The organism is Bacteriovorax sp. BAL6_X (assembly GCF_000443995.1).
Classification (GTDB): domain Bacteria; phylum Bdellovibrionota; class Bacteriovoracia; order Bacteriovoracales; family Bacteriovoracaceae; genus Halobacteriovorax_A.
In genome coordinates this window covers 221,668-243,363 of sequence record NZ_AUMC01000006.1, presented here as the reverse complement: position 1 = coordinate 243,363, position 21,696 = coordinate 221,668, and the positions used below count along the sequence as shown (strand labels likewise).

Annotated in this window: 14 protein-coding genes; 12 read left to right on the top strand and 2 right to left on the bottom strand. The window is 37.6% G+C overall.

The window, feature by feature from the left end; all coding sequences use genetic code 11:
• Positions 1 to 4: 4 nt before the first annotated feature.
• Entirely contained in the window at positions 5 to 1,078 is a 1,074-nt protein-coding gene (gene hppD, locus M902_RS05445; protein ID WP_021266726.1) for a 4-hydroxyphenylpyruvate dioxygenase, read from the bottom strand.
• A gap of 94 nt (positions 1,079 to 1,172) precedes the next feature.
• On the opposite strand from hppD, the gene M902_RS05440 reads away from it, so the two are divergent.
• The 12 genes from M902_RS05440 to M902_RS05385 all read left to right on the top strand — a co-directional run bounded on the left by M902_RS05440 (position 1,173) and on the right by M902_RS05385 (position 19,591).
• Complete coding sequence (locus tag M902_RS05440) at positions 1,173 to 1,688, top strand: energy transducer TonB (protein WP_021267048.1); 516 nt, start codon at positions 1,173 to 1,175, stop codon at positions 1,686 to 1,688.
• A 70-nt stretch (positions 1,689 to 1,758) separates the two neighbouring features.
• Entirely contained in the window at positions 1,759 to 5,196 is a 3,438-nt protein-coding gene (locus M902_RS05435) for a thiamine pyrophosphate-dependent enzyme (protein WP_021267121.1), read from the top strand.
• Positions 5,193 to 6,530 carry an MBL fold metallo-hydrolase gene (locus M902_RS05430; RefSeq protein ID WP_040314172.1) on the top strand — a complete coding sequence of 446 codons (1,338 nt, stop codon included), beginning with the start codon at positions 5,193 to 5,195 and terminating at the stop codon, positions 6,528 to 6,530. Before M902_RS05435 ends, M902_RS05430 begins: the two co-directional genes overlap by 4 nt.
• A 256-nt stretch (positions 6,531 to 6,786) precedes the next feature.
• Positions 6,787 to 9,729, top strand: a complete 2,943-nt coding sequence (locus M902_RS05425) for a FlxA-like family protein (protein ID WP_021266969.1) — start codon at positions 6,787 to 6,789, stop codon at positions 9,727 to 9,729.
• A gap of 341 nt (positions 9,730 to 10,070) precedes the next feature.
• Positions 10,071 to 12,713: a hypothetical protein gene (locus M902_RS05420; protein ID WP_021266722.1), complete on the top strand. Its 2,643-nt coding sequence runs from the start codon at positions 10,071 to 10,073 to the stop codon at positions 12,711 to 12,713.
• A 111-nt stretch (positions 12,714 to 12,824) separates the two neighbouring features.
• Positions 12,825 to 14,444, top strand: coding sequence for a carboxyl transferase domain-containing protein (locus tag M902_RS05415; RefSeq protein ID WP_021266790.1), 1,620 nt, complete (start codon positions 12,825 to 12,827; stop codon positions 14,442 to 14,444).
• Positions 14,445 to 14,464: 20 nt separating this feature from the next.
• On the top strand, positions 14,465 to 15,256 hold the full coding sequence (locus tag M902_RS05410; protein WP_021266767.1) for an enoyl-CoA hydratase-related protein: 792 nt from the start codon (positions 14,465 to 14,467) through the stop codon (positions 15,254 to 15,256).
• A gap of 5 nt (positions 15,257 to 15,261) precedes the next feature.
• Positions 15,262 to 17,166 (top strand): biotin carboxylase N-terminal domain-containing protein, encoded by a 1,905-nt coding sequence (locus M902_RS05405; protein WP_021266897.1) that lies wholly within the window; start codon positions 15,262 to 15,264, stop codon positions 17,164 to 17,166.
• Positions 17,167 to 17,178: 12 nt separating this feature from the next.
• Positions 17,179 to 18,084, top strand: coding sequence for a hydroxymethylglutaryl-CoA lyase (locus tag M902_RS05400; protein ID WP_021266931.1), 906 nt, complete (start codon positions 17,179 to 17,181; stop codon positions 18,082 to 18,084).
• The gene (locus M902_RS05395) at positions 18,084 to 18,899 is read left to right on the top strand and encodes an enoyl-CoA hydratase-related protein (protein WP_021266737.1); all 816 of its coding nucleotides are present in this window, start codon (positions 18,084 to 18,086) and stop codon (positions 18,897 to 18,899) included. The genes M902_RS05400 and M902_RS05395 overlap by 1 nt, the downstream gene beginning before the upstream one ends.
• Positions 18,900 to 18,984: 85 nt before the next feature.
• Positions 18,985 to 19,266: a hypothetical protein gene (locus tag M902_RS05390; protein ID WP_021266600.1), complete on the top strand. Its 282-nt coding sequence runs from the start codon at positions 18,985 to 18,987 to the stop codon at positions 19,264 to 19,266.
• The gene (locus tag M902_RS05385; RefSeq protein WP_021267082.1) at positions 19,253 to 19,591 is read left to right on the top strand and encodes a hypothetical protein; all 339 of its coding nucleotides are present in this window, start codon (positions 19,253 to 19,255) and stop codon (positions 19,589 to 19,591) included. The genes M902_RS05390 and M902_RS05385 overlap by 14 nt, the downstream gene beginning before the upstream one ends.
• On the opposite strand, the gene M902_RS05380 is transcribed toward M902_RS05385, so the two are convergent.
• Positions 19,572 to 21,617 (bottom strand): ATP-dependent helicase, encoded by a 2,046-nt coding sequence (locus M902_RS05380; protein WP_021267019.1) that lies wholly within the window; start codon positions 21,615 to 21,617, stop codon positions 19,572 to 19,574. The two genes, M902_RS05385 and M902_RS05380, sit on opposite strands and share 20 nt — an antisense overlap.
• Between the last annotated feature and the right edge of the window lie 79 nt (positions 21,618 to 21,696).

Genomic DNA, 21,696 nt, shown 5'->3' with positions numbered 1-21,696 from the left:
TAGCTTAGTCCAGGTATCCTCTGGCCATTTGATCTCTTTCAATGGCATCAAAGAGGGCCTGGAAATTACCTTCCCCAAATCCATTGTGATTCTTTCTTTGAATAAATTCAAAAAATAGCGGACCAACATATGTATCAGTGAAGTTTTGGATTAAGTATCCTTCTTCATCTCCATCAACAAGTAGTTGACGGTCCTCAAGCTCTTCAAGACTTTCTGTAACATTAATTCCACGTCCAGAAATTCCCTCATAATATGAGTGAGGAATATCGAGAAACTTAATATCTCTTTCTCTTAAATCTTTAACCGTTGTTAGAATATCTCCACAAGTTAGAGCAATATGCTGAACACCTGCACCATTGTGACGATCAAGAAATTCTTGAATTTGATCCTTTCCACCGGCTTCTTTTGGTTCGTTGATTGGTATAATAACTTCACCCTTTGGAAGTTGGACAACTTCTGAGTTCAGGCCTGTTTTTGAACCTTTAATATCGAAGTAACGAGTTACTTTGAACCCGTAAACACGGTCATAGAATTCAACCCATTTTTTCATTTCACCTTTAGGAACATTATTTGTTAGGTGATCAATTCTGGCAACTCGAGAACCTAGTGGACGTGCCTTTGGATCTTCTTCAAGTTTTGTGTACTCTGGACGGAAGAATGAGCGAGGTCTTTCAATAAACTCATTGGCAACATCCCCAAAGCCTTTAATACGAGCAGACTTGTAAATACCGTGCTCATTTTCTGTGATAATAACTTCTTGAAGCGACTCTGCACCACGCTCCATTGCAGTCTTATATGCGTATTCACAATCTTCAACAAGAAATGAAATTGTCGAAACACCCTCACCATGGTTTTTGAAATAAGTTTCTGCATGGCCACCTTTTTGTGCTGTTAGAAGAAATCTAACTTGACCTTGAGTGAAAAGCTCCTTGCTTTCACTTTGCTTTTCATATGTTTTAGAAAAACCAAATGTGTAGAATAATTCTTTCGTGGCCGTCTCTAATGAGTCACATGTGAATTCAAGGTGATCAATGGCCAGAACTCCAAGTGGGTTCTCTGGAGAAATTTTTGAGTTCATAAAAACTTCCTTCTTTAAATTTTGCTGTTTGAATAGAGTATGGAAGATACTAACGATTTTTCCCAAATGGAGCAAGTTGCATTATGATATGTGCATGAAGCATCGTTTATGGTTTTTCTTTTTTGCACTAAGTCTAGTGACTCATGCCGTTATCTTCTTTTCAAATATTCGAAAGGGTGAGCAGCAAATGAGACGCGAGCGAATTGGTATTGATATTCAAATTAAGGCACACGCTATTAGTAAGAAGGATGAAGAAGAGATAAAAGAAAAGAAGCTTGAACAAAAGTCCCGCAAAAGTGTTCAGGCCAAAAAGAAGTCTGTTAAATCTGAGCAGCAACAGGTTGTGACAAATAATACCTTTGATAATCAAATCGTACACTTTGAAGCGCCGATTTATCCGCGTTCTGCCAGAAGGTCTGCCATAGGGGGCTCTGTTACAATCTCTCTTGTAGTAGGTGTTGACGGTAAGGTTATCGACGCCAAGATCCTAAAGTCAGCTGATTATACAGCATTTAATGAAGCTGTTCTAAGTGTGGCCAGGCTGTGGAAATTCAGGCCACAGAAGATAGAAAGCACGTATACTAAAAAAATAGTGTTTACAATTGAGTAATGACGCTTTGGTTCGTCAAAAAACATGATATTAATTCTATACTTGCTCCTCAATTAAATTTAGAGGAATTATGAGTCAATATAGAATTCTCAATGGGAATGAGTTAATCATTCAAGGTGCTCTTGAAGCTGGTTTTAATCTTTACACTGGTTATCCAGGTTCACCGTTAGCAGATTATTTTAATATCTTATATAAGAAGAAAAAAGAATTTCACGATAAAGGTATCCGTGTTGTTATTGCTAACTCTGAGGCCAATGCTGCTGCAATGGCAAGTGGAGTAAAACAAGCGGGACGTGATTGTATTGTGGCGATGAAGTCTATGGGACTGCATGTAGCAAGTGATGCTTTATCTGTTGGTAATTTTGCCAATCCTGCACGACCACAATTCATCGATGGAAAGGAAGTTTACCCAGCAACTGTTATTTGTGTTGGTGATGATCCTTGGTCAATGTCTACTTCGACGGCAGCAGACTCAAGGTACCTTTTTAAACATCTTCATATGTCTTTTTTGGAACCATCAAATCCAAAAGAGCTAAAAGATTGGATTGCAAAAGCAAAAGAGATTTCATCGAAAACAAGTCTCTATCAAGGTTTACTTCTAACGACGTTCTTAGCTGAAGGTGGTGGCCGCGTTGAGTGCTTTGATGAAGCTCCAGTTGAAGCAGGCTTGATTGATATTGATCCTTCAACTTTTGATTTGCAGAAGAATGTTATGGTTCCACCAAATTCACTCTTGGCCGATGTTAGCATGATCAAGGAACGTTTCCCTAAGTTACAAAGCGTACTAAAAGAGATGGCCCTTGATCAAGTTTTTGGAAAATCTAGTGCAGATATTGGCTTTATCTCTAGTGGAGTTATTTTTGAAACACTTAAGCAGTGCTTAGAAGAAGGTGAGTATCTTGATCACTTCTCTCTTTATAAAGTAGCTTCTTCATTCCCACTAGTTGATGACTTTTTAGTTCCATACTTAAAAGGCCTAAAGAAACTTGTTGTGGTTGAAGAAAAGAGAGGCTTTCTTGAAGGAGAAATTCGCTCTCTTTGCCAAAAGCATGGCCTGACTCTTGATATTGTCGGTAAAGACTTTAAAGATACAGAAGGATTCCCTGCATTTGGTGGGCTTAGTTATGAAATCATCAGTGAAAAGCTTGAAGCACTGAAAGACTATCTTGAAATTGGCCAATGTAAATCTTTGGCATTCGAAGAAAGAAATTTCGGAGAGATACTTCCAAAAAGACTTCCGACTTTTTGTCCAGGGTGTCCGCACCGTGAAACACTTTCTCTTTTAAAAGATCTTCGTCGTTGGCTAAAGGCCCAAGATATTGACCTCATCACTCACGGTGATGTTGGTTGTTACTCTCTTTCATTTCTACCTCCGTTTGGAGAGATGCATAACTTATCTGCAATGGGACAAGGTGGTGCGCTAGGTGCTGGGATGGATCTTTTTACAAAGAACCCTTCAGTTGTTCTTATGGGAGATTCAACTTTCTTCCACTCTGGTTTAACTGATATTTCAAACTCAGTACAAGCTGATCACGATATTACTTATATTTTATTAGATAATGATAATACTGCCATGACTGGTCACCAGATGACTCCTGCTTCGCAAGTTAACGTTGAGGGAAGTAAGAGACCAAAGCAGGATATGTTAAATATCGTGCAAAACCTTGGTGTTAAAGTAGCTAAAGAGGTTAACCCTTCTGATCGCTATTTTTATCAAAACCTTATGCGCGAATTTGTCGTGCAAAAAGGTGTTAAGGTTATTATTTCAAATAAGGAGTGCTCACTTACATACCAAGCAAAAGTGAGAGCTAAAGAGAGAACTCAGATCAAGCAGAAAGGAACTCTAGGTGAGAAAACTTTCTATCAAATTAATACTTCTGCTTGTGAAGACTGCCGTGTTTGTATTGAAGAAACTGGCTGTCCTGGTTTAACTCAGGTGATGGATGCTTATGGAACTAAAATGGCCATCGATCCTACAATTTGTGTAGCCGATAGTTATTGTACAAAAATGAAGGCCTGCCCTAGTTTTGAAAAAGTCGTTGTTAAGGGATATCACCCGACAATGTATCGCGACAGTGACCTTTCTCACTTAACATATGATCTTAAAGAATTTGAAACAAAGAAGACATTTGATGCCATTGCTAGTGGCGATACTTGGCGAATGGTTGTCACAGGAGTTGGTGGTTCAGGGATTACAACGATTTCAAAAATTATTGCAAACGCATGTGTTGAAATGGCCGGCCGTAATGATCTTGATTTTAAATTTATGGATCAAAAAGGACTTGCTCAAAGAAATGGAAACGTAACTGGTCACATGTCAATTTGTCACAAAGACAAGTCAATGGGAGCAGTTACTCCACGTGGAGGGTCTGATGTTCTCTTAAGTCCCGACCTTTTAGATGGTATCGGTCAACTTGGATTCTTAAAGACTGAGAATGCTGTGGCAATTTTTGATGATTCATATCAAGTGCCTCTTTCGATTTTACTTGATAAAGGGGAGAGTGAAGAGAGCTTAACAAGAGCAAAGCTAATCGAAAAAGTTAGAAGTAAGGGTGACGATCGAATTATTCTTGTGCCACTTAAGAAGTGGTGTGACCTCTTCTTTGGAAAGGCCGTTTATGCTTCAAGTATGATTCTTGGTTACGCGTTTCAATTAGGCCTTGTCCCTTTTGGTGAAGAAGACCTTCTTGGTGCACTAAAAAAATCAATGAAGCCAGCAGAAGTTGAAAATAATATCGCTTCTTTCAAACTTGGGCGTGAAATGGCCTCTCTTGGAACTGAAGCCTTTGAAACTAAGTATAAGAATCTTGTTATCAAAAGTAAGGACCCACTTGATTTAGCAATCGAGTCTATTAAGGCATCACTACTACCATGGCATAATTCAAATTATATACTAAATAAATTTAGAGAGCATCTCGATCAGGCCATTGTTGATATCAATTGGATGGGACGCAAGGATTTAATTCAGTTAATTCATGATCAATATATCTTCAATCGTGGCAAAGAGACGACTGAGTTTATCTCGGGTGCCAGAGCTATTGGAACCATTGTTAACGAGGATAACCGAGTACTGGCCACACGTGTTCTTGCTAAGACCTTTATCGTTAAAGATGAAGTTATGGTTGCGCATTTAATGCTTTCCCCATTTTTAAAACAAATGGAAGAAGGTATTTATAGCTTCCTAGGTAAGTCATATACAAAAGAGAGAATTAATCGACCTTCATTTGATATTTTTGGAAAAAAAGTTGAATTTGATATCTCTCCCAAAGATTGGCAGTTAAAAATTATGAGGCACTTTAGATTACTGCGCTCACTTCTTCCTGCGTGGCACGAGAAGGAAAGAGAGATTAGCTCTAAAGTAAGAAATTTCTTATTTAATGGCATTCAGAAAATTGAGGTCAAAAATAACCAGTACCATGCACTTAAGCTTCTCGATAATATTAAAGGTTATAGAGAAGTTCGCTACACTAATGCACAAAGAGTATTTAAAGAGTTGGAGATCAATTGAAGCAATCAGTTTCAGCAATATTTATCTGTGAGGACCAAGTCCTTATCATGAAGAGACAAAATTACCTTAGAGCGTTTCCTGGCTACTCTTCTTTTCCTGGAGGAAAAGTAGATGAGGAGGATGTTGTCAATGGTGGTGATAACTACCTTCTTTTCGCTCTTAAAAGAGAGATACAAGAAGAACTTTATATAAATATAGATGAGCTGATAAAATCGGGACATATTAAAAATGTTAGTCAGTATGCTCTTGCTGTAACTCCTGACTTCAATCCACATCGTTTTGAAAATTACTACTACAAGGTTTTTATAAAAGATAAAAGGGCCCTTGATGAAATAGCTTTTCATTTCGATGAAGGCGAGATTGCCAAGGCAACGTGGATGAATTGCCACGAGGCCTTTACTGAATATAAGAAAGGTCATCTCTTAGTTGTTCCTCCTATGATTACGATTTTAAAGGATCTTGATCGAGATATTAATTCTGTCGACTTCCTTGATGCTAATTTAAAATATGATAGTGACAAGCAAGTTCCCATGATTGAGCCTTTATTTGGCCTACGTCAGTATATGCCATTGTCTCATACTTTTCCTCCTGCAAATCGTACAAATTGTTTTGTTATTGGAGATGACAATGGAAAGAAGATTGTTATCGATCCTTCACCTAAGAATGAAAAAGAATTGGAAAAGCTCATCTATGGCCTAAAAGAACATCAACTAAGTGAAATATTTTTAACACATCATCATCCTGATCATCATGAATTTAGTCGTGAGTTGGCAAAAAAATTAAGCCTTCCTTTTTCCATGTCTAAAGGTACTTATGAGCATCTTCTTGAAGACTTTGGACAGGATTACTTTGAAGGCCACGATGTAAAGTTTTATAAAGACGGCGATATTGTCACAAAGTCATGTGGCCATGATGTGAAGCTTGTCACAACAGGTGGGCATGCTTTTGGCCAGAGCTCACTGCTTCGTGCTGACGGCTCATGGATGATCGTATCTGATCTTATTCAAACAATTGGAACTGTTACAATTGGTGGCCGTGGTTCTAATATGAGAGAATATTTTCAGTCTCTAAACCATGTAATCAATCTTGATCCACAAGTTGTGATGCCTTCACATGGCATTTGTCTTGGGGGGACTAATAAGATTAAGCATACATTGGATCATAGAATTGAAAGAGAAAATCAAATCCGCGCCTTTCTAGAAGAAGGTAAGAGTCGCGAAGAAATCTTTCAATCAATTTACCCTGATTTACCTGAAAGATTACATAAGTATGCATATGCTACGATCGACTCTCACTTAGATAAGTTAAGTATGTTTGGGCCTGGACTTTGCTAAAAAGCAAAATTTATTGGCATAATTATTTGCCTAAACTTTAGTGATTAGTAATTTTACAATTGAAAATTACCCTTTGATATTAACTACTTAATATAGTTTGAAATATTATCTTGCGTCTATTTTATTAAAATCATTCACTCACACTCTTTCTCAAGTAAAAATATGAGAGGGGAATGGTCAACTTTATTGTCGGTTGAGTAAAGAAATAAAACTTATTAACCGATAAATTAAGAAGATTAATCTATGTGAGGAAGAAATGAAAGTTGTTAAATCATCGATTATCCTAATGTTTACTCTTAACTCTGTTATGGCCAATGAAGGAATTGGAATCTTGAATGGTTCTAATGGCCAGGCAGCAGTGATACCTGCAGGAGAAACAACACAAGTACTCGATGGAAGTACTCTAGATGACGAAGTTCATTTACAGCTTGTAGAACAAGCAATTGGACAAGCTGAAAAAAGTGTTTCGATAGAACAGTCACTTCGTCGTAAGCGTCTTCAATTCTTCTTAAACTCTGATAGCTTAGTTAGTAAAGTTACTCCTATGTCTTATGATTCAAACTTTTTGGCAACGGCCTATATGAGTGAAGTTCCTACACTAATGTCTGACTTTAGCGCAACGGATGAAAGTTATTTAAATTTTACGAACCCTAAGTCTTCAAGAGTGGATGTGAGTAAGTATGTAGATAGTGGTGCATCGCAATCGTTGTTTAATTCAAATTGGAGTAATATAAATTTTGATTTTGATCAGGGTTATACAGAATGTAATCCGACTATCGGGAATTTTAGCGGAAACTCTCGTTTTCTTGAAGGTGTTATCTTTGATTTAGGTACTCGAATTAATGGTTGTTCAGATGAGTATCTTACTCTCGTCGATGATGGTTATAATATTTTGCCACTCATTGATACTAAAAAGTTTTGTAGCTGCACTAGTGAATTTAGTTACGAAGATGATGTTGAAAAACAATTAGAAAGCGATGATCTCCTTAATGATTTTGCTGACAACCTATATGGAAAACTTGTTGCACATCGTATGAAGAATTTTGAAGATTTTCTAAAGAGGTCGAAAGATCGATTTGATTTATTTGATGAGAGTAAAGAAGTTGTCGATGAGTATAGTTGCTCAAGAAAGAACATTGCTGTTATAAGTGAAAAGTTGAAAGGTTGTTTTGGTGGAAGTGCTGCAAGTGCAATTGATAAAAAACTAGGACTTGATAATTCTAAAGATACTTCAAGCTTTTTATCAAATTTAATCTCAATGGGGCCATCTGGAAAGTTAGGACGTTCTAAAGACCGTATGGCACAAATCTTTTCAAAAATGAAAGATAGTAATACGCAACCTTATGGTCAAAGTGTGAGCGAGGAACAAAAAGTAAAAGAGTTTACTGAAATTTTTGTTCTTGGATATGAAAAACATAGTCAGGGGCCACTTGGTTTTACTCGTGAGTATATTAATAAGTTAAGTGGGTATATATACAATGATCGAATAATGCGTGGTGCTTACGAAGATTTCAGAAAAAAAGAACTTGATTATATGGATTCTGTTTTAAAGGCGAAAGAAAGTGAAAACAATAAGTCGTCTTTCGCAAGTCAAATGAGTTTAGAAAAGCAAAGTCTTTCTTTAGTTCAAGAAGATATGCTCTTTCTCCAATTTGCAACTGCAATATTTTCAAAAACTCTACCACGTCTTTTAGACGGTTCATCTAAAGCGTCATATGCTGACATTTCAAAGGCGTTCAATGAGCTTGAGACAGAGTCTGATGAAGGTGTAAAAGCTATGGGCGATATCTATAATGTTATAAAAGGCCAGCACGAACAGGAACTAAGAGCGAGTTGTAAAGAGCAAATAATGTTGTTGGAAGAGTCTTGTAACGAAAGTAATGCTGAAGAAGTTATGTCGTCACTTTCAACAGAAGAGTTCATCGCGATAAACGAAGTGAATGATGGTTTAGATGATAGGTCGATTAATGCGAGAAAATATTGTTCGGCATTAAATAAAGGACTTTTTAAAGATTCTGAAGTTGTAGTTAAAAACTATGCTCTAGAATCACAAAAAGGTATGGATGAAATTAGAAGTGCATACGATCCATCAAATAAACTTGCTTCAAAAACAAGAAGAGAAGTTGACGAAAGCCTAGGACACTCAATTGGAGGATTCTCTGAAAGGAGTAGTAATGCTGGTGATATAATTAACAATGGTAATGAAGGCACTGTTGCAAACGATACAAGCTCGAGTGATTATAATTTTGATGAAGCTGCACAATTTCTAGAAAGTTACAATAACACTAGCTCTTCGGCTGCAAATTCGAATTTCACAAACTCTAATGTGATTGATAGCAACTCTCTGCAAACGATGATTCAAAACCCGTCCACTTCTGTAAAGTCACTTGAAGATGTGAGGTCAAAAGTAGAGGATGAAGCTATGGCCGTTGCAAAAGAAATTGAAGAGAGTCAAAATTCAACAGCGGTATCAACCGATGAGGCCAGTCAGAGCGCGGAACTAAAAGCAGAGTTGGCCGCGTTAAAGGCACAAATTGCTGAGCTTAACTCTGCTATTACGTCAAAGAATGAAAATAGTGATCCTACTGATGAACTCGATAGACAAAAGAATGCTGCTATACAAAGAAATAGAGCGGCATCTAATTTCTCTGGAAGTAGTGGCTTTGGTGGGGGACGTCGTGATGTTAACTCTACAAACAATCCAAGAGCTATCCAACAGTCAACGAGTGGTTCAAGTATTCCAACTAACTCAAGTGTCGGTAGTACTGGAAGTACTTCTTCTGTCGGGGCAGGGGTTAGTGGTCTCAGTCGGCTTGGTGCAACAGGTGGGCTAGGACTTACTTCTGGTGGCCCATCTTCTAGGGCATCTTCTGGAGCTGTGGCCGGAGATAATATTGCAAAAAGTGATCAACGTTTAGTTGCTAAGGCAATTGCTGAAGGGAGCAATAGCGTTGTACTAGCAGATGGCCGTATTTACTATATTGGTCATGATGAAGAAGGTAATGTTATTCTCTCTGAAACTGCTGAAGAAGTTTTAGCAAGTGTACCGGGACCTGAACAAGAAGGTCCTCAATTACCTAGTCCGAAGGCCGAAGATGGTGTTAAGCGAGAGATTGCTTCGGAAGAAGAAGATGTAAAAGAACCAAGAGAAGATAGTATTTATTCAAAGTTTTTAGATGCAGCTGAAATTAGCGATTAATTAAAATTTCATTAATATTTCTTATAAAAGGCCAGCATATGCTGGCCTTTTTATTTTCATTTTACAATTTTTATAAAAAATAAAAGTGTTGAATTGACGACTATTATTGGCGTAGGAGAATTTTGTTGATTAAGAATATTTTATTTGTTTTTAAATAAGTATAAACGTGAATTCAATAGGTTTGACAACTTACTATCTAAAGCAATGAGAAAGCTATTAGTGAATATGTTTATTAGCTTCATAATTAATGGAAGAGATTAAGCTGGACAATAAATTTTGGTCACTTAAGAGAATTCTTAATGCCACCGATAGATATTTTGGATCGGTACTCGGGACAAAAAATGAAACAATTTAAATTTTTTATTACAACAACATTATTTACTCTACAAAGTGTTACACAAGCTGTTGGAGTACTTGGAGCTGCTGGTGGAGGTAGCTCTATTGCACCTATACAGGAAAATCTGCTTATGTTAAGTGAAGTAAATACCGGTGCCGCTGATGCTGGTTCATATCTACTACAACAAGTTGCAGAGAACGAAGATACATTTCAAGAAATTAGAATGAGTAGAATTTTAGGTTCTGGTGATCCTTTTGTCGGTATTGAGAATAGTATTATAAATATTGATTGTAGTGGAAGTCGTAAAACAATAACTCCGACAAGTGGGCAGATTGAACAAGTCAGTAAGATGGAAATAAGTATGTCTCGTTATGGTAATGCATGCCGAGATACTCTATATAATATTGATCTTCAGCAAGGAGCAAAGGAGAAGATTGATTTTAAACAGTATTGTAATTGTATTAACAATGTTTCAATGACTGTTGAACAAAAAAGTCCAAATATAAATAGCACGTATGGTGCTTTTAAGAACAAGTTTCACTCGGCGATTGTGGCAAATCGCCTTTATAACCTATTTGACCTTATAAAGGATAATGCCGGTCGATTAGAAAAATATCGAAAATATTTAACTATTAAAGATAAAAACTTAGATCGATTTACATGTTCTAAGAGTGATATTGATAAAATTAGTCAAAGGATACAGTCATGCTTAGGTCCTGAGGTGAGTGAAGCAATTGATAGTAAATTTGGTTTTGATTTTGAGACACTTGTCTCTATGGATAATGAAAGTAAAGCAAGGCAACGCTTAGAAGATATCTTTGATAAGTCAAATTTGGAAATTGCGGGCTACTTTGATGACAAAATTGCTTCTGAAAATCTTTCTTTAGCTAAGAAGAAGCGAAGTAAGAAAAATAAATTCATTGATCTTTTTATTATTGATTTTAATGAACAACGAATTTCTGGCAATGGCTACTCCAGAGAATATATGAATAATTTAAAGACATATATATATAATCATGAAAATTTTAGTCGTGAATTTTACAGCTTTAGAGAAAAAGAAATTAAAAATACAGATAAGCTAAGTCGATCACTCTATTACCAAACGAATGGTAAGGATGGACGTCTAGACTATGCAGATCAGGTGTTTACAGCGGAAGAAGAGAACCAATTCCTTATACAATACGTTTCATTATTTGGATCAAAGTTTATGAAGACAATGGTTCGTGATGCAAACGACTTCGAACAGGTTAGTAAGGCATTAAAAGAAATTAAAAATAATAATATTGAGACTAAGAATTTCATATACGATTCTTTAAGAAAGCATATTAAAGAATTGAAAGAAGAGGTTATTACGGAATGTGATAACAGAATTCGTGAGCTTGAGTACACTTGTGATCCCTCTAAACTTGATGATGTTATGAAAAATATTTCAGCAGTTGAGTTTACCGAAGCGAATGAGATATTTGGAGGAAATGATATTGAAGTTGCAGAATACTATTGTTCTTCAATTGATAATGGTGAAATTTCTCAAGCTGTTGCAGGTGGTTATGGGAGCTTTGGTACAAGCGATGATCCTGCTTCTGTATTTGATGAAGTTCGTGGTAGACATGGGCAACAAATAGCATCATTAAGAGAGTCTTATGAGAAAAGTGGAGTTGCTAATACATTTAATAGTGGAAAGAGACACACTAGCTTTGAACATAATTCACAAGAAGGTTTAGATAATAATGCTTTCGCTCAAACAGCAGAGTATCTTAATAAGAAGTATAGTGATAATTCAAGGAGTTCGTCGGTAGAAGCGCAGAGCACGATTACGACTATTCCTGAAGCTCAAGTTAATAATAGCACTAGTCAATCGGTTTCCAATGTCGTTTCAACAAAAGATGAAAGAGTAGATCGAAATATTGAAAATCAAGTAGATAAAATTGAAAACCAACTTGCTTCAAATACTAATGATGATACTGAAGCGCAAGAGCTTAGAAAACAACTTCGAGCACTTAAAGAACAACTAGCAAATGTTGCAAAAAATGCACTTGCTGTTAATGAAGAAAGTACAAAGAAAAGAGAAAGACATCCTGCTAGTGAGCAGCCAATTAATGAAAATTCTACTAATAATGGAATGAATGCTTCTAGTTATGCAGGGCCTTCAAATTTTCAATCGCAGGCAAGGGCCGTCGCATCTACTGGTACTGTCGGGAGTCGTGGTATTAGTAGTATGAGTACTGGGTCTTCTTCTGGGGCGGCCGCGATCGTAAGTTCACTTGGCCCTGCCGAGATGACATCTGGATTGAGCCTGTCTAGTAGTACAAGATCAGATGTTTTATCTGTTTCAGATAATCGAATTGGTAAGCAAGATCGTAAACTTGTTGCTGACGCTATCTCTCAAGGTAGTACACGTGTTATTCTAGCTGACGGCCAAACATACTTCATTGGCCACGATGACAATGGGAATGTAATACTGTCGCAATCTAAAGATGCGTTATATGAAGTTGCAATAGTTCCAGAATTAGAGGGACCACAGTTAGAAATCGATCAAATTAAAAACCTGAATAATGCAGGGCGATCAATAGCTTCTGAACCTTCAGAAGTAAGTTCTGAGGATAGTATCTACTCCCAATTTCTCGATGCAGCAGAGATATCGGAATAATTTCTTAGAATAAGCAGATGTGAGGCGCGTTATAACGTGCCTTGCCTTGTCAAAATCCCTTATAAATAGATAGAATTGCACAGTTTATTACAAAAGTTTGAGGCAATTTCTATGACTATTTCAGGGACGCTACCTATCGTTTCTAAAGTTGATCGCTCTAGTGACGACTTTAGAGAAAATTTCAATTTTCATTTTTCAAATGTAGAAGAATTAAGAAACAAAGTTAAACATGCTCATCTGGGGGGAGGGGAAAAATCTGTTTCTCGTCACCATTCTCGTGGAAAGCTACTTCCACGCGAGCGTATCGATAAGATCCTCGATGCAGGATCTCCATTTATTGAATTATCTTCATTAGCTGCTAATGGTATGTACGGCATGGATATTCCAAGTGCTGGTATCGTAACAGGTATCGGTAAAGTTCACGGTGTCTGGTGTATGTTTGTTGCAAATGACGCCACAGTTAAAGGTGGAACTTATTTTCCAATGACTGTTAAGAAGCACTTAAGAGCGCAAGAAGTGGCACGAGAAAATCGACTACCTTGTATTTATCTTGTTGACTCTGGAGGTGCTTTCCTACCAATGCAAGATGAAGTATTTCCAGATAAAGAACACTTTGGGAGAATCTTTTTCAATCAAGCACAAATGTCTGCTCAAGGGATTCCACAAATTGCAGTTGTTCTTGGTTCATGTACTGCTGGTGGGGCATATGTTCCTGCAATGGCAGATGAATCAATTATCGTAAAAGATAATGGAACGATCTTCTTAGGTGGGCCACCGTTAGTAAAAGCGGCGACAGGAGAAGAAGTTGATGCTCAAACTCTAGGTGGGGCAAAGGTTCACACAAGTGAATCAGGTGTAGCTGATCATTTTGCAGAAGATGAAGAAGATGCTCTAGCTATTACGAGATCAATCGTTGAAAATACAAACTTCGTGCAAAATGAAGAAGATTTTAATTTTGAAATGCCTAAGTATGACGCTGAAGATATCTACGGTATCCTTCCTCGTGACACTAAGAAGCCATTTGATATTCGTGAAATCATCGCTTGTCTTGTTGATGGTTCACGTTTTCATGAGTTTAAAGAAAAGTATGGGCCAACTCTAGTTTGTGGTTTCGCAAAGATTTGTGGTGAAAGAGTAGGGATTGTTGCTAACAACGGTATTCTATTTTCTGAATCTGCAATTAAAGGCTCTCACTTTATTCAGTTATGTGGTCAAAGAAATATTCCACTCGTTTTTCTACAAAATATTACAGGCTTCATGGTTGGTTCAAAATATGAAGCAGAAGGGATTGCAAAGCACGGTGCTAAAATGGTTACGGCCGTATCAACGGTTAATGTTCCTAAATTTACTGTTGTAATCGGTGGATCATTTGGAGCTGGGAACTACGGTATGTGTGGACGTGCTTATTCACCACGTTTCTTATGGATGTGGCCAAATGCTCGTATCTCAGTAATGGGTGGAGAGCAAGCTGCTGGAGTTCTTGCTACTGTTCGCCAAGATGGACTTAAGGCCAAAGGTGAAAAACCAATGAGTACAGAGGAAGAAGCGAAGTTTAAGCAACCAATCTTAGATAAGTACGAAAATGAAGGTAGTGCATATTACTCAACAGCTAGACTGTGGGATGATGGTGTGATCGAGCCACACAAGACTCGTGACATCTTAGGAGCAGCTCTAAAGGCAAGTAAGCAAGCACCTATTGAAGAGACTAAGTTTGGTGTCTTTAGAATGTAATTAATAAGAAAGGATTTTTTATGACAGGATTTACAAAAGAGATAAGAACAGGTGAAGAAAGTGGAATTTGTTTTATTACACTTAATCGCCCTGAAGTACATAATGCGTTCAATGATGAAATGATTGCAGCTCTTACAGAAGAATTCTTAGCACTTGAAAACGATGATAGCGTACGCGTTGTGATTCTAACTGGTGCTGGAAAATCATTCTGTGCAGGAGCAGATCTTAATTGGATGAAGAAAATGAAAGATTACTCGATGGATGAGAATATTGCTGACTCGAAAAAGTTAGCAGGATTATTCCATGCAATTAATAATCTTTCTAAGCCAGTGATTGGTCGAGTAAACGGTGCTGCCCTTGGCGGTGGTGTTGGACTCGTTGCTTGTTGTGACTTTGTTATTGCAAGTGAAAGTGCAAAATTTGGATTAACAGAAGTTAACCTTGGTCTAGTACCTGCTGTCATTTCTCCGTTTGTCATGGCCAAGATTGGAGAGTCAAATGCACGCCACTTATTTCTAACGGGTGAAAGATTTGATGGTAAACGTGCTCTAGAGATTGGCCTGATTCATAAGGTATCACTTGATCGCTACTATGATGCGGATATCGTTAGTATGGCAAAAGAATTAATCAAGGTTGCCCCAAATGCACAAAGAGTTGCAAAAAAACTTATTTTTGGTGTGAAAGAGCGTCTTGGAAATGATGAAGAGACGATGAATTACACTTGTGAAGTAATTGCCAAGCAAAGAATTTCTGATGAAGGTCAGGAAGGGATGACTGCATTACTTGAAAAAAGAAAACCTAACTGGAAATAAATAGTATGAAGAAGATTGAAAAAGTATTAATCGCCAACCGCGCTGAGATTGCACTAAGAGTTATTAAAACTTGTCGCAACCTTGGTATGAAAACTGTAACTCTTTACACTTTTGAAGAAAGAAATCTTCCTCAAAGAGAGTTTGCTGATGAGTCTTATTACCTAGAAGGGAAGCTTCTTAGTGAAACTTATCTAAATATGGATAAGATTATTCAGATAGCTAAAGATAGTGGTTGTGATGCCATTCACCCTGGTTATGGATTCCTATCGGAAAATGCTACTTTTTCTCAAAAAGTAACAGATGCAGGTCTTATCTTTATTGGCCCTACTCCTGAGCATATTGTTTTAATGGGTGATAAAAAGGGATCAAAAGATAAGATGATCGAAATCGGTGTCCCTGTAATTCCTGGATATAATGGTGAAAATCAAGAACCAGAGTTTCTTAAAGCTGAAGCTGATAAGATGGGGTACCCTGTTCTGATTAAAGCATCTGCCGGTGGTGGTGGTAAAGGAATGAGAGTTGTAAATGACTCAAAAGAATTTCTCGCTGAGCTTGAAAGTTGTAAGCGTGAAGCCTTAAGCTCTTTCGGGTCCGATATTGTTCTTATTGAGAAATTTATTACAAGTCCTCGTCACATCGAAATTCAGGTGATGAGTGATACTCATGGAAACCACTTCCACTTCTTTGAAAGAGAGTGTTCAATCCAAAGACGTCACCAGAAAATTATTGAAGAAACTCCTTCAATGGCACTTAGTGATGAATTAAGAAAACGTATGACGGACTCTGCTGTGAAAATCACTACTGCAATTGATTATCACGGTGCCGGTACTGTTGAGCTAATTCTTGATGGTGAAGAATTTTACTTCCTAGAGATGAATACTAGGCTACAAGTTGAACACCCTGTAACAGAGATGGTTACAGGTTATGATCTTGTTGAGCTACAGCTGATGGCCGCTAGTGGTGAAAAATTTGACTTTACTCAAGACGATATTAAGCAAGTAGGACATGCTATTGAATGTCGTATCTATGCTGAAGACCCTGATAATGACTTTATGCCAGCAATTGGCCGTCTTGAATATATCGGTGACGCTATCGATGGTGTACGTCTTGATACGGGGTATAAGAATGGAAACTCAATCACAGTTAATTTTGATCCTATGATTGCAAAAGTGATCACTTGGGGAGCTGAAAGAAACGAAGCTATTGGGACTATGATTGCAGGTCTTAACCACCTTCCATTTGAAGGTCTAACGACAAATAATGATTACCTTGTAAGAATCCTAAAACATGAGGCATTCTTAGCAGGGAATACATATACTCACTTTGTAAAAACATATGAAGCAGACCTTGCTCCTGCTGAAGTCTATGCAGAAGAAATTGCAGCTGCACTTGCTCATGACTTTTTAAAGGATGATATTCTTTTTGATTCTTTTAGAATGAGTGGAGATACTGGGGAAAAGAGAGTCTACGAATTTGGTGAAAACACTTTTGAGGCATTCTTCAAATTCTCCGGAGTAAGTACTTTAGTTGTTCGTTTTGAAGGCTTTACATGTGCTGTTGATATAGAAGAGGATGCACTTTGGATTAATGAAGTGCCATTTCATATTTTAACTCAAAAAGACGCTTATATTGTAAATAGTAAGCGTGTTGAAATTAAAAGAAGTGTTGCAAAACGTTCTGGTGCCGCAACTGGTGAGGCCCACGAAATGAGCTCTCCGATGCCTGGAAAGATCCTTAAGGTTCTTGTTGAGGCAGGTCAAGAAGTAAAGATTGGTGATGCTCTTGTTGTGATGGAGGCCATGAAAATGGAGCACACAGTAAAGGCGTCTCGTGATGGAAAGATTGATGCTATACTTGTTCAAGAAGGCCAAACAATTGATGGTGGAGTTGACCTCGTAGAATTAAACTAACTCGGATTAACTATGACTAAGAAAATTAAGATTGTTGAAGTAGGACCTCGTGATGGATTGCAAAATGAAAAGAGTTTTGTGGCCACAGAAGATAAGCTTGAGTTTATCAGGCTTCTTAGTGAAACAGGTTTATCAACGATTGAAGTAACAAGCTTTGTTCGTCCAGATAAAATTCCTCAAATGAAGGATGCTGCGAATCTTTATCCACAGGTGTTAAAGTTTACGCAGGAAAAAGGAATTGCAACCCCTTGCTTAGTTCCAAATCTAAAAGGTCTTGAAGTTGCAAAAGAGCTTGGGGTAACAGAAATTAGTATGTTCACGGCAACATCTAGTACTTTTAACCAGAAGAATATCAATGCAACAATCGAAGAGGCCCATGCAAGACAAATTGAAGTAGCAAAGGCCGCTCTCAATGAAGGTATGAAGGTTAGAGGGTATCTCTCGACAGTATTTGGTTGCCCGTATGAAAAAGATATCGAGGATAAAGACATTCTCGATGGAATTCAAAGATTATTGGATCTTGGATGTTATGAGATTTCTTTAGGTGATACAATTGGTGTTGCTAATCCGGACCAGGTAAAACGAATAACAAAACTCATCGCCAAAAATTTTGACTTAAAGCAAATGGCCATGCATTTTCACGATACAGAAGGGATGGCATTGGCAAATATCTATGCTTCTCTTGAAGAGGGGATCGAAGTTTTTGATTCATCTGCGGCAGGTCTTGGTGGTTGTCCATATGCTAAAGGGGCAAGTGGTAACGTTGCAACTGATGATGTTGTTAATCTCTTACATAAACTAGGTTATGAAACTGGTGTGGATATGGATAAGCTTCACGACGCTAGTTCATTTATCATTTCTAAAATCGGTCACACAGCACCGTCTAAGTTTTTTCAAGCTTATAAAGGAAGAAAGTAATGTCTATTTACGGCTACGAATTTGAACATTTAAAAATTGAAAAGAAAGATGCAGCCCTTTGGGTAAGTCTTGATAATACAAAGATGGCAAACGCTATCACAAATAAAATGATTGCTTCTCTTACTGAAGTTCTGACATTTGCTGATGGCGATCCTGATATTCGTGTAATTGTTCTAAGAGGCGAAGGGGAGAACTTTTGTGCTGGTGGCGATATCAAGGCAATGATTGCTCGCAAGGGTATGTTTGCTGGAGAATCATTTGAGTTAAGAAATCGTTACTCAAAAGGAATTCAAAATATTCCAAGAGTCATTGAAAGACTTCAAAAACCAATAATAGCTATGGTTCACGGTGGTGCAATAGGGGCCGGTTGTGATCTTGTGGCAATGTGTGACCTTGCAGTGGCAAGTGATGATGCTAAATTTGGTGAGACTTTCTGTAAGCTTTCACTTGTTCCAGGTGATGGTGGCCCATATTTTCTTACGAGAAAAGTTGGCTACACTAAAGCAATGGAGATGTACTTAACTGGCCGTATCTATACAGCTAAAGAGGCTATGCAAATGGGACTCGTTAATAATATTGTAACAGGTGAAGATCTTGAACTAGCGGTAAGTGCATTTGCAAATGAAATCTCTGCTAATGCTCCTGTTGCGGTTCAATTAACAAAAACTGCGATGAAACGTGCTGCACATGACGATTTAGAATCGCACTTAAACCTTATGAGTGCTTATCAAGGGATTGCTCAACGAACAAATGATCATTTTGAAGGATTATCTGCTCTAAAAGAAAAGAGAAATCCAGACTTCAAAGGAAATTAGTATTAAGCTTATCGTTTTGGCCTTCATGGTTATAGTTCTCTCGTCTTGCTCTAACACTCTCTATAGTGGAGAAGGTGAGAGAATATTGCATATTTCAAAACATGCTAACCGAGAGGCCATTACACTAAAAGCTAATCATGAAGTTCAAAATATGTTCTATGGAACTCTTCCAAAACAACACCATGTGAAATTAGGAAATGATTTCTTTCGACGTCGAAGTGAGTATGTCTCACGTATCGAAATTCAAGAGGTGGAGTCACCCCTTGATCAATTCATTAAATTTTTAAGCTTTGGACTCTTTTCAAAAAAACAAATTGAAGTAAAGGCCGCAACAGATATTGGAGAGAATGAGTATGAAGTTTACTAGATTTATCTTTCTTCCTTTACTACTGTTGGTTGCATCTTGTGCTTCAAGTGGAGTAAAGCTCAATAGCCAATTCTGCGGTTCAAGAAGTGGAGTATGGGGCAATTCCGAAGAGAAACTTCAATATCAAGTTTCAAAAAATATTTCTGGTTTTGGAATTGAAGAAAGAAGAATTCGCGATATCTTTAAGCAAAGAAGTTATGACTGTCGCATGGTTAGTAAAATGCGAGTCACAATTAAACAGGGATTCTTCGAGGCATTAATTAGCCTTATTCCTGGTTATTCTTCAAATACTGTTATCATTGATTTTAATCTAGAAGATTCATAAGGCCTGAAAAGAAGTCTTTCTTATAGGCGTCCACTTCTTCTTGTGACTCAAGGTGACCAAAGTTCTGGCGATCTTGTTTGACAAAGAAGCTCTTAGCTTTGTCCGTACAAAGAAATCGAGAGTGGTGACGTGTTAGCATATTTCCATAGATTTTTCTCTGCTTACAAACTGTCATAATTAACTTTTCTTGAGCACGTGTGATTCCAACGTAACAAAGTCTACGCTCCTCTGCGTCTCCTTCGCCGTTAACAATTGTTCTCTTGTGCGGAAGGATTTCTTCTTCAACACCAACCATATAAACTTGCTTAAACTCTAGGCCTTTAGAAGAATGAAGTGTCATCATTGTCACTTCATTCTTTCTCACATCATCATCCTCTTCATCATCTTTTGAATCTTGAGAGTCCTGTAACATGAGCTTTTCCATGAACTTATTAAGGGTTGCTTGCTCTTTAAAATTTTCTGTAAAGCGGGCCGCTGACTCAATGAAAAAGTGAATATCATCCTTTCTTCTCGAAGCCTGTTTAACTTGATCATAGCATTTATCAATATACTCAAAATACTTTAGATCCTCAGTAAGGCTTGTAATGGCCTGACTTAGCGGCTGTCTTTCAAAATATCCTTTTGCCGTTTCGATCAATTGAACAAATGCTGATATCTTCTCAGCTCTTGGCCCTGCAAGCTCTGGAGCACCTTTCATCGCACTAAAGAGATCTATTTGATGGGCCTCACTTTCTTCTAGGAATTTTTCTAGCGTCTTCATCCCTATTCCGCGATTTGGAACATTTAGAATTCTTCGAAGCGCCATCTGATCGGCCGGGTTCTTAATAACCGAAAGGTATGCCATGATATCTTTTACTTCTTTCTTTTCGTAAAATTTCTGACCACCAATAATTGTATATGGAACTTGTGAAAGTCTTAGCTGTTCTTCAATTGGGGCAGCTTGTGTATTTGAGCGGTAAAGAATTGCAATATCACCAAGGTGTCCACCTTTTGACTGGTGAGAGATAATATCCTCAACAATTATTTCCGCTTCATGATCAGTATCTTCAAGCTCCCAAAGAATTGGTTTGTGATCACTTGGTTTATCTGACCAAAGTGTCTTATCTCTTCGATCTGTATTTTCTTGAATAACAGCGTTAGCTAGTTTTAGAATTGGAGAAACTGAACGATAGTTTTGCTCAAGCTTAATAATTTTTGCTCGGGAGAAATCTCTCTCAAATCCAATAATATTTGCAATATCGGCGCCTCTAAATGAATAGATGGCCTGATCATCATCACCAACAACACATAGGTTATCGTGTGCACAAGTTAAGTGACGAATAAGTCTAAATTGAAGCGGGTTTGTATCCTGATACTCATCAACCATGATGTACTTAAAGCCATTTGAATACTCGAGAGCGATCTCAGGATTGTCATCAAATAGTTTTACAGTAAGTAGAAGAATATCATCAAAGTCGATGGCATTATAAAACTTAAGCTTTTCTTGATAGTACTCGTAAAGAAAATTGACTGCGTGATCGTATGGATCCTCACCATCAAAGAAAGGTGAGTCTGCAAAATTTTCAGGTGTAATCCCTTCATTTTTGAGCTTACCAATTTTTGATTGAATAACTTCTTTTTTAAAAGAGCCTTTATTATCGTGATAAAGTCTAAGTCCTTCACGAATGATACTCATCTGATCTGTTTGATCATAAATAGAGAAATTTTTATGATAACCAAGATGAGTAATTTCTTTCTTAAGAATTTTTAGACCTAGAGAATGAAATGTCGCTAATGTCATTCCTCGAGATTTATTCTTCCCAAGGAGACCGTGGACTCTTTCCTTCATTTCTTTTGCGGCCTTATTTGTAAATGATACGGCCAGGATCTGCTTACCTGGAATATGCAGGTTATCAACCATATGCGCAATACGGTACGTGATAGTACGTGTTTTACCACTTCCAGCACCTGCTAAAATCAGTACTGGACCTTCGATGGTCTCAGCCGCCGCGCGTTGTTTGTCGTTTAATCCTGCCAATGAAATCATGCTTATAATGTGCCTCTAGAGAGTCGATTAGGCAATCGCTTTATCAAATCAGCACTACTTTTTTAAATGCATTGCATCT

What these genes read in the sequence shown, in the direction of transcription:
- M902_RS05410 (WP_021266767.1), top strand. Translation starts at nt 14,465, where the DNA reads ATGACAGGATTTACAAAAGAGATAAGAACAGGTGAAGAAAGTGGAATT.
- M902_RS05425 (WP_021266969.1), top strand. Translation starts at nt 6,787, where the DNA reads ATGAAAGTTGTTAAATCATCGATTATCCTAATGTTTACTCTTAACTCT.
- M902_RS05415 (WP_021266790.1), top strand. Translation starts at nt 12,825, where the DNA reads ATGACTATTTCAGGGACGCTACCTATCGTTTCTAAAGTTGATCGCTCT.
- hppD (WP_021266726.1), bottom strand. Translation starts at nt 1,078, where the DNA reads ATGAACTCAAAAATTTCTCCAGAGAACCCACTTGGAGTTCTGGCCATT.
- M902_RS05385 (WP_021267082.1), top strand. Translation starts at nt 19,253, where the DNA reads ATGAAGTTTACTAGATTTATCTTTCTTCCTTTACTACTGTTGGTTGCA.
- M902_RS05435 (WP_021267121.1), top strand. Translation starts at nt 1,759, where the DNA reads ATGAGTCAATATAGAATTCTCAATGGGAATGAGTTAATCATTCAAGGT.
- M902_RS05400 (WP_021266931.1), top strand. Translation starts at nt 17,179, where the DNA reads ATGACTAAGAAAATTAAGATTGTTGAAGTAGGACCTCGTGATGGATTG.
- M902_RS05405 (WP_021266897.1), top strand. Translation starts at nt 15,262, where the DNA reads ATGAAGAAGATTGAAAAAGTATTAATCGCCAACCGCGCTGAGATTGCA.
- M902_RS05395 (WP_021266737.1), top strand. Translation starts at nt 18,084, where the DNA reads ATGTCTATTTACGGCTACGAATTTGAACATTTAAAAATTGAAAAGAAA.
- M902_RS05380 (WP_021267019.1), bottom strand. Translation starts at nt 21,617, where the DNA reads ATGATTTCATTGGCAGGATTAAACGACAAACAACGCGCGGCGGCTGAG.
- M902_RS05420 (WP_021266722.1), top strand. Translation starts at nt 10,071, where the DNA reads ATGAAACAATTTAAATTTTTTATTACAACAACATTATTTACTCTACAA.
- M902_RS05440 (WP_021267048.1), top strand. Translation starts at nt 1,173, where the DNA reads ATGAAGCATCGTTTATGGTTTTTCTTTTTTGCACTAAGTCTAGTGACT.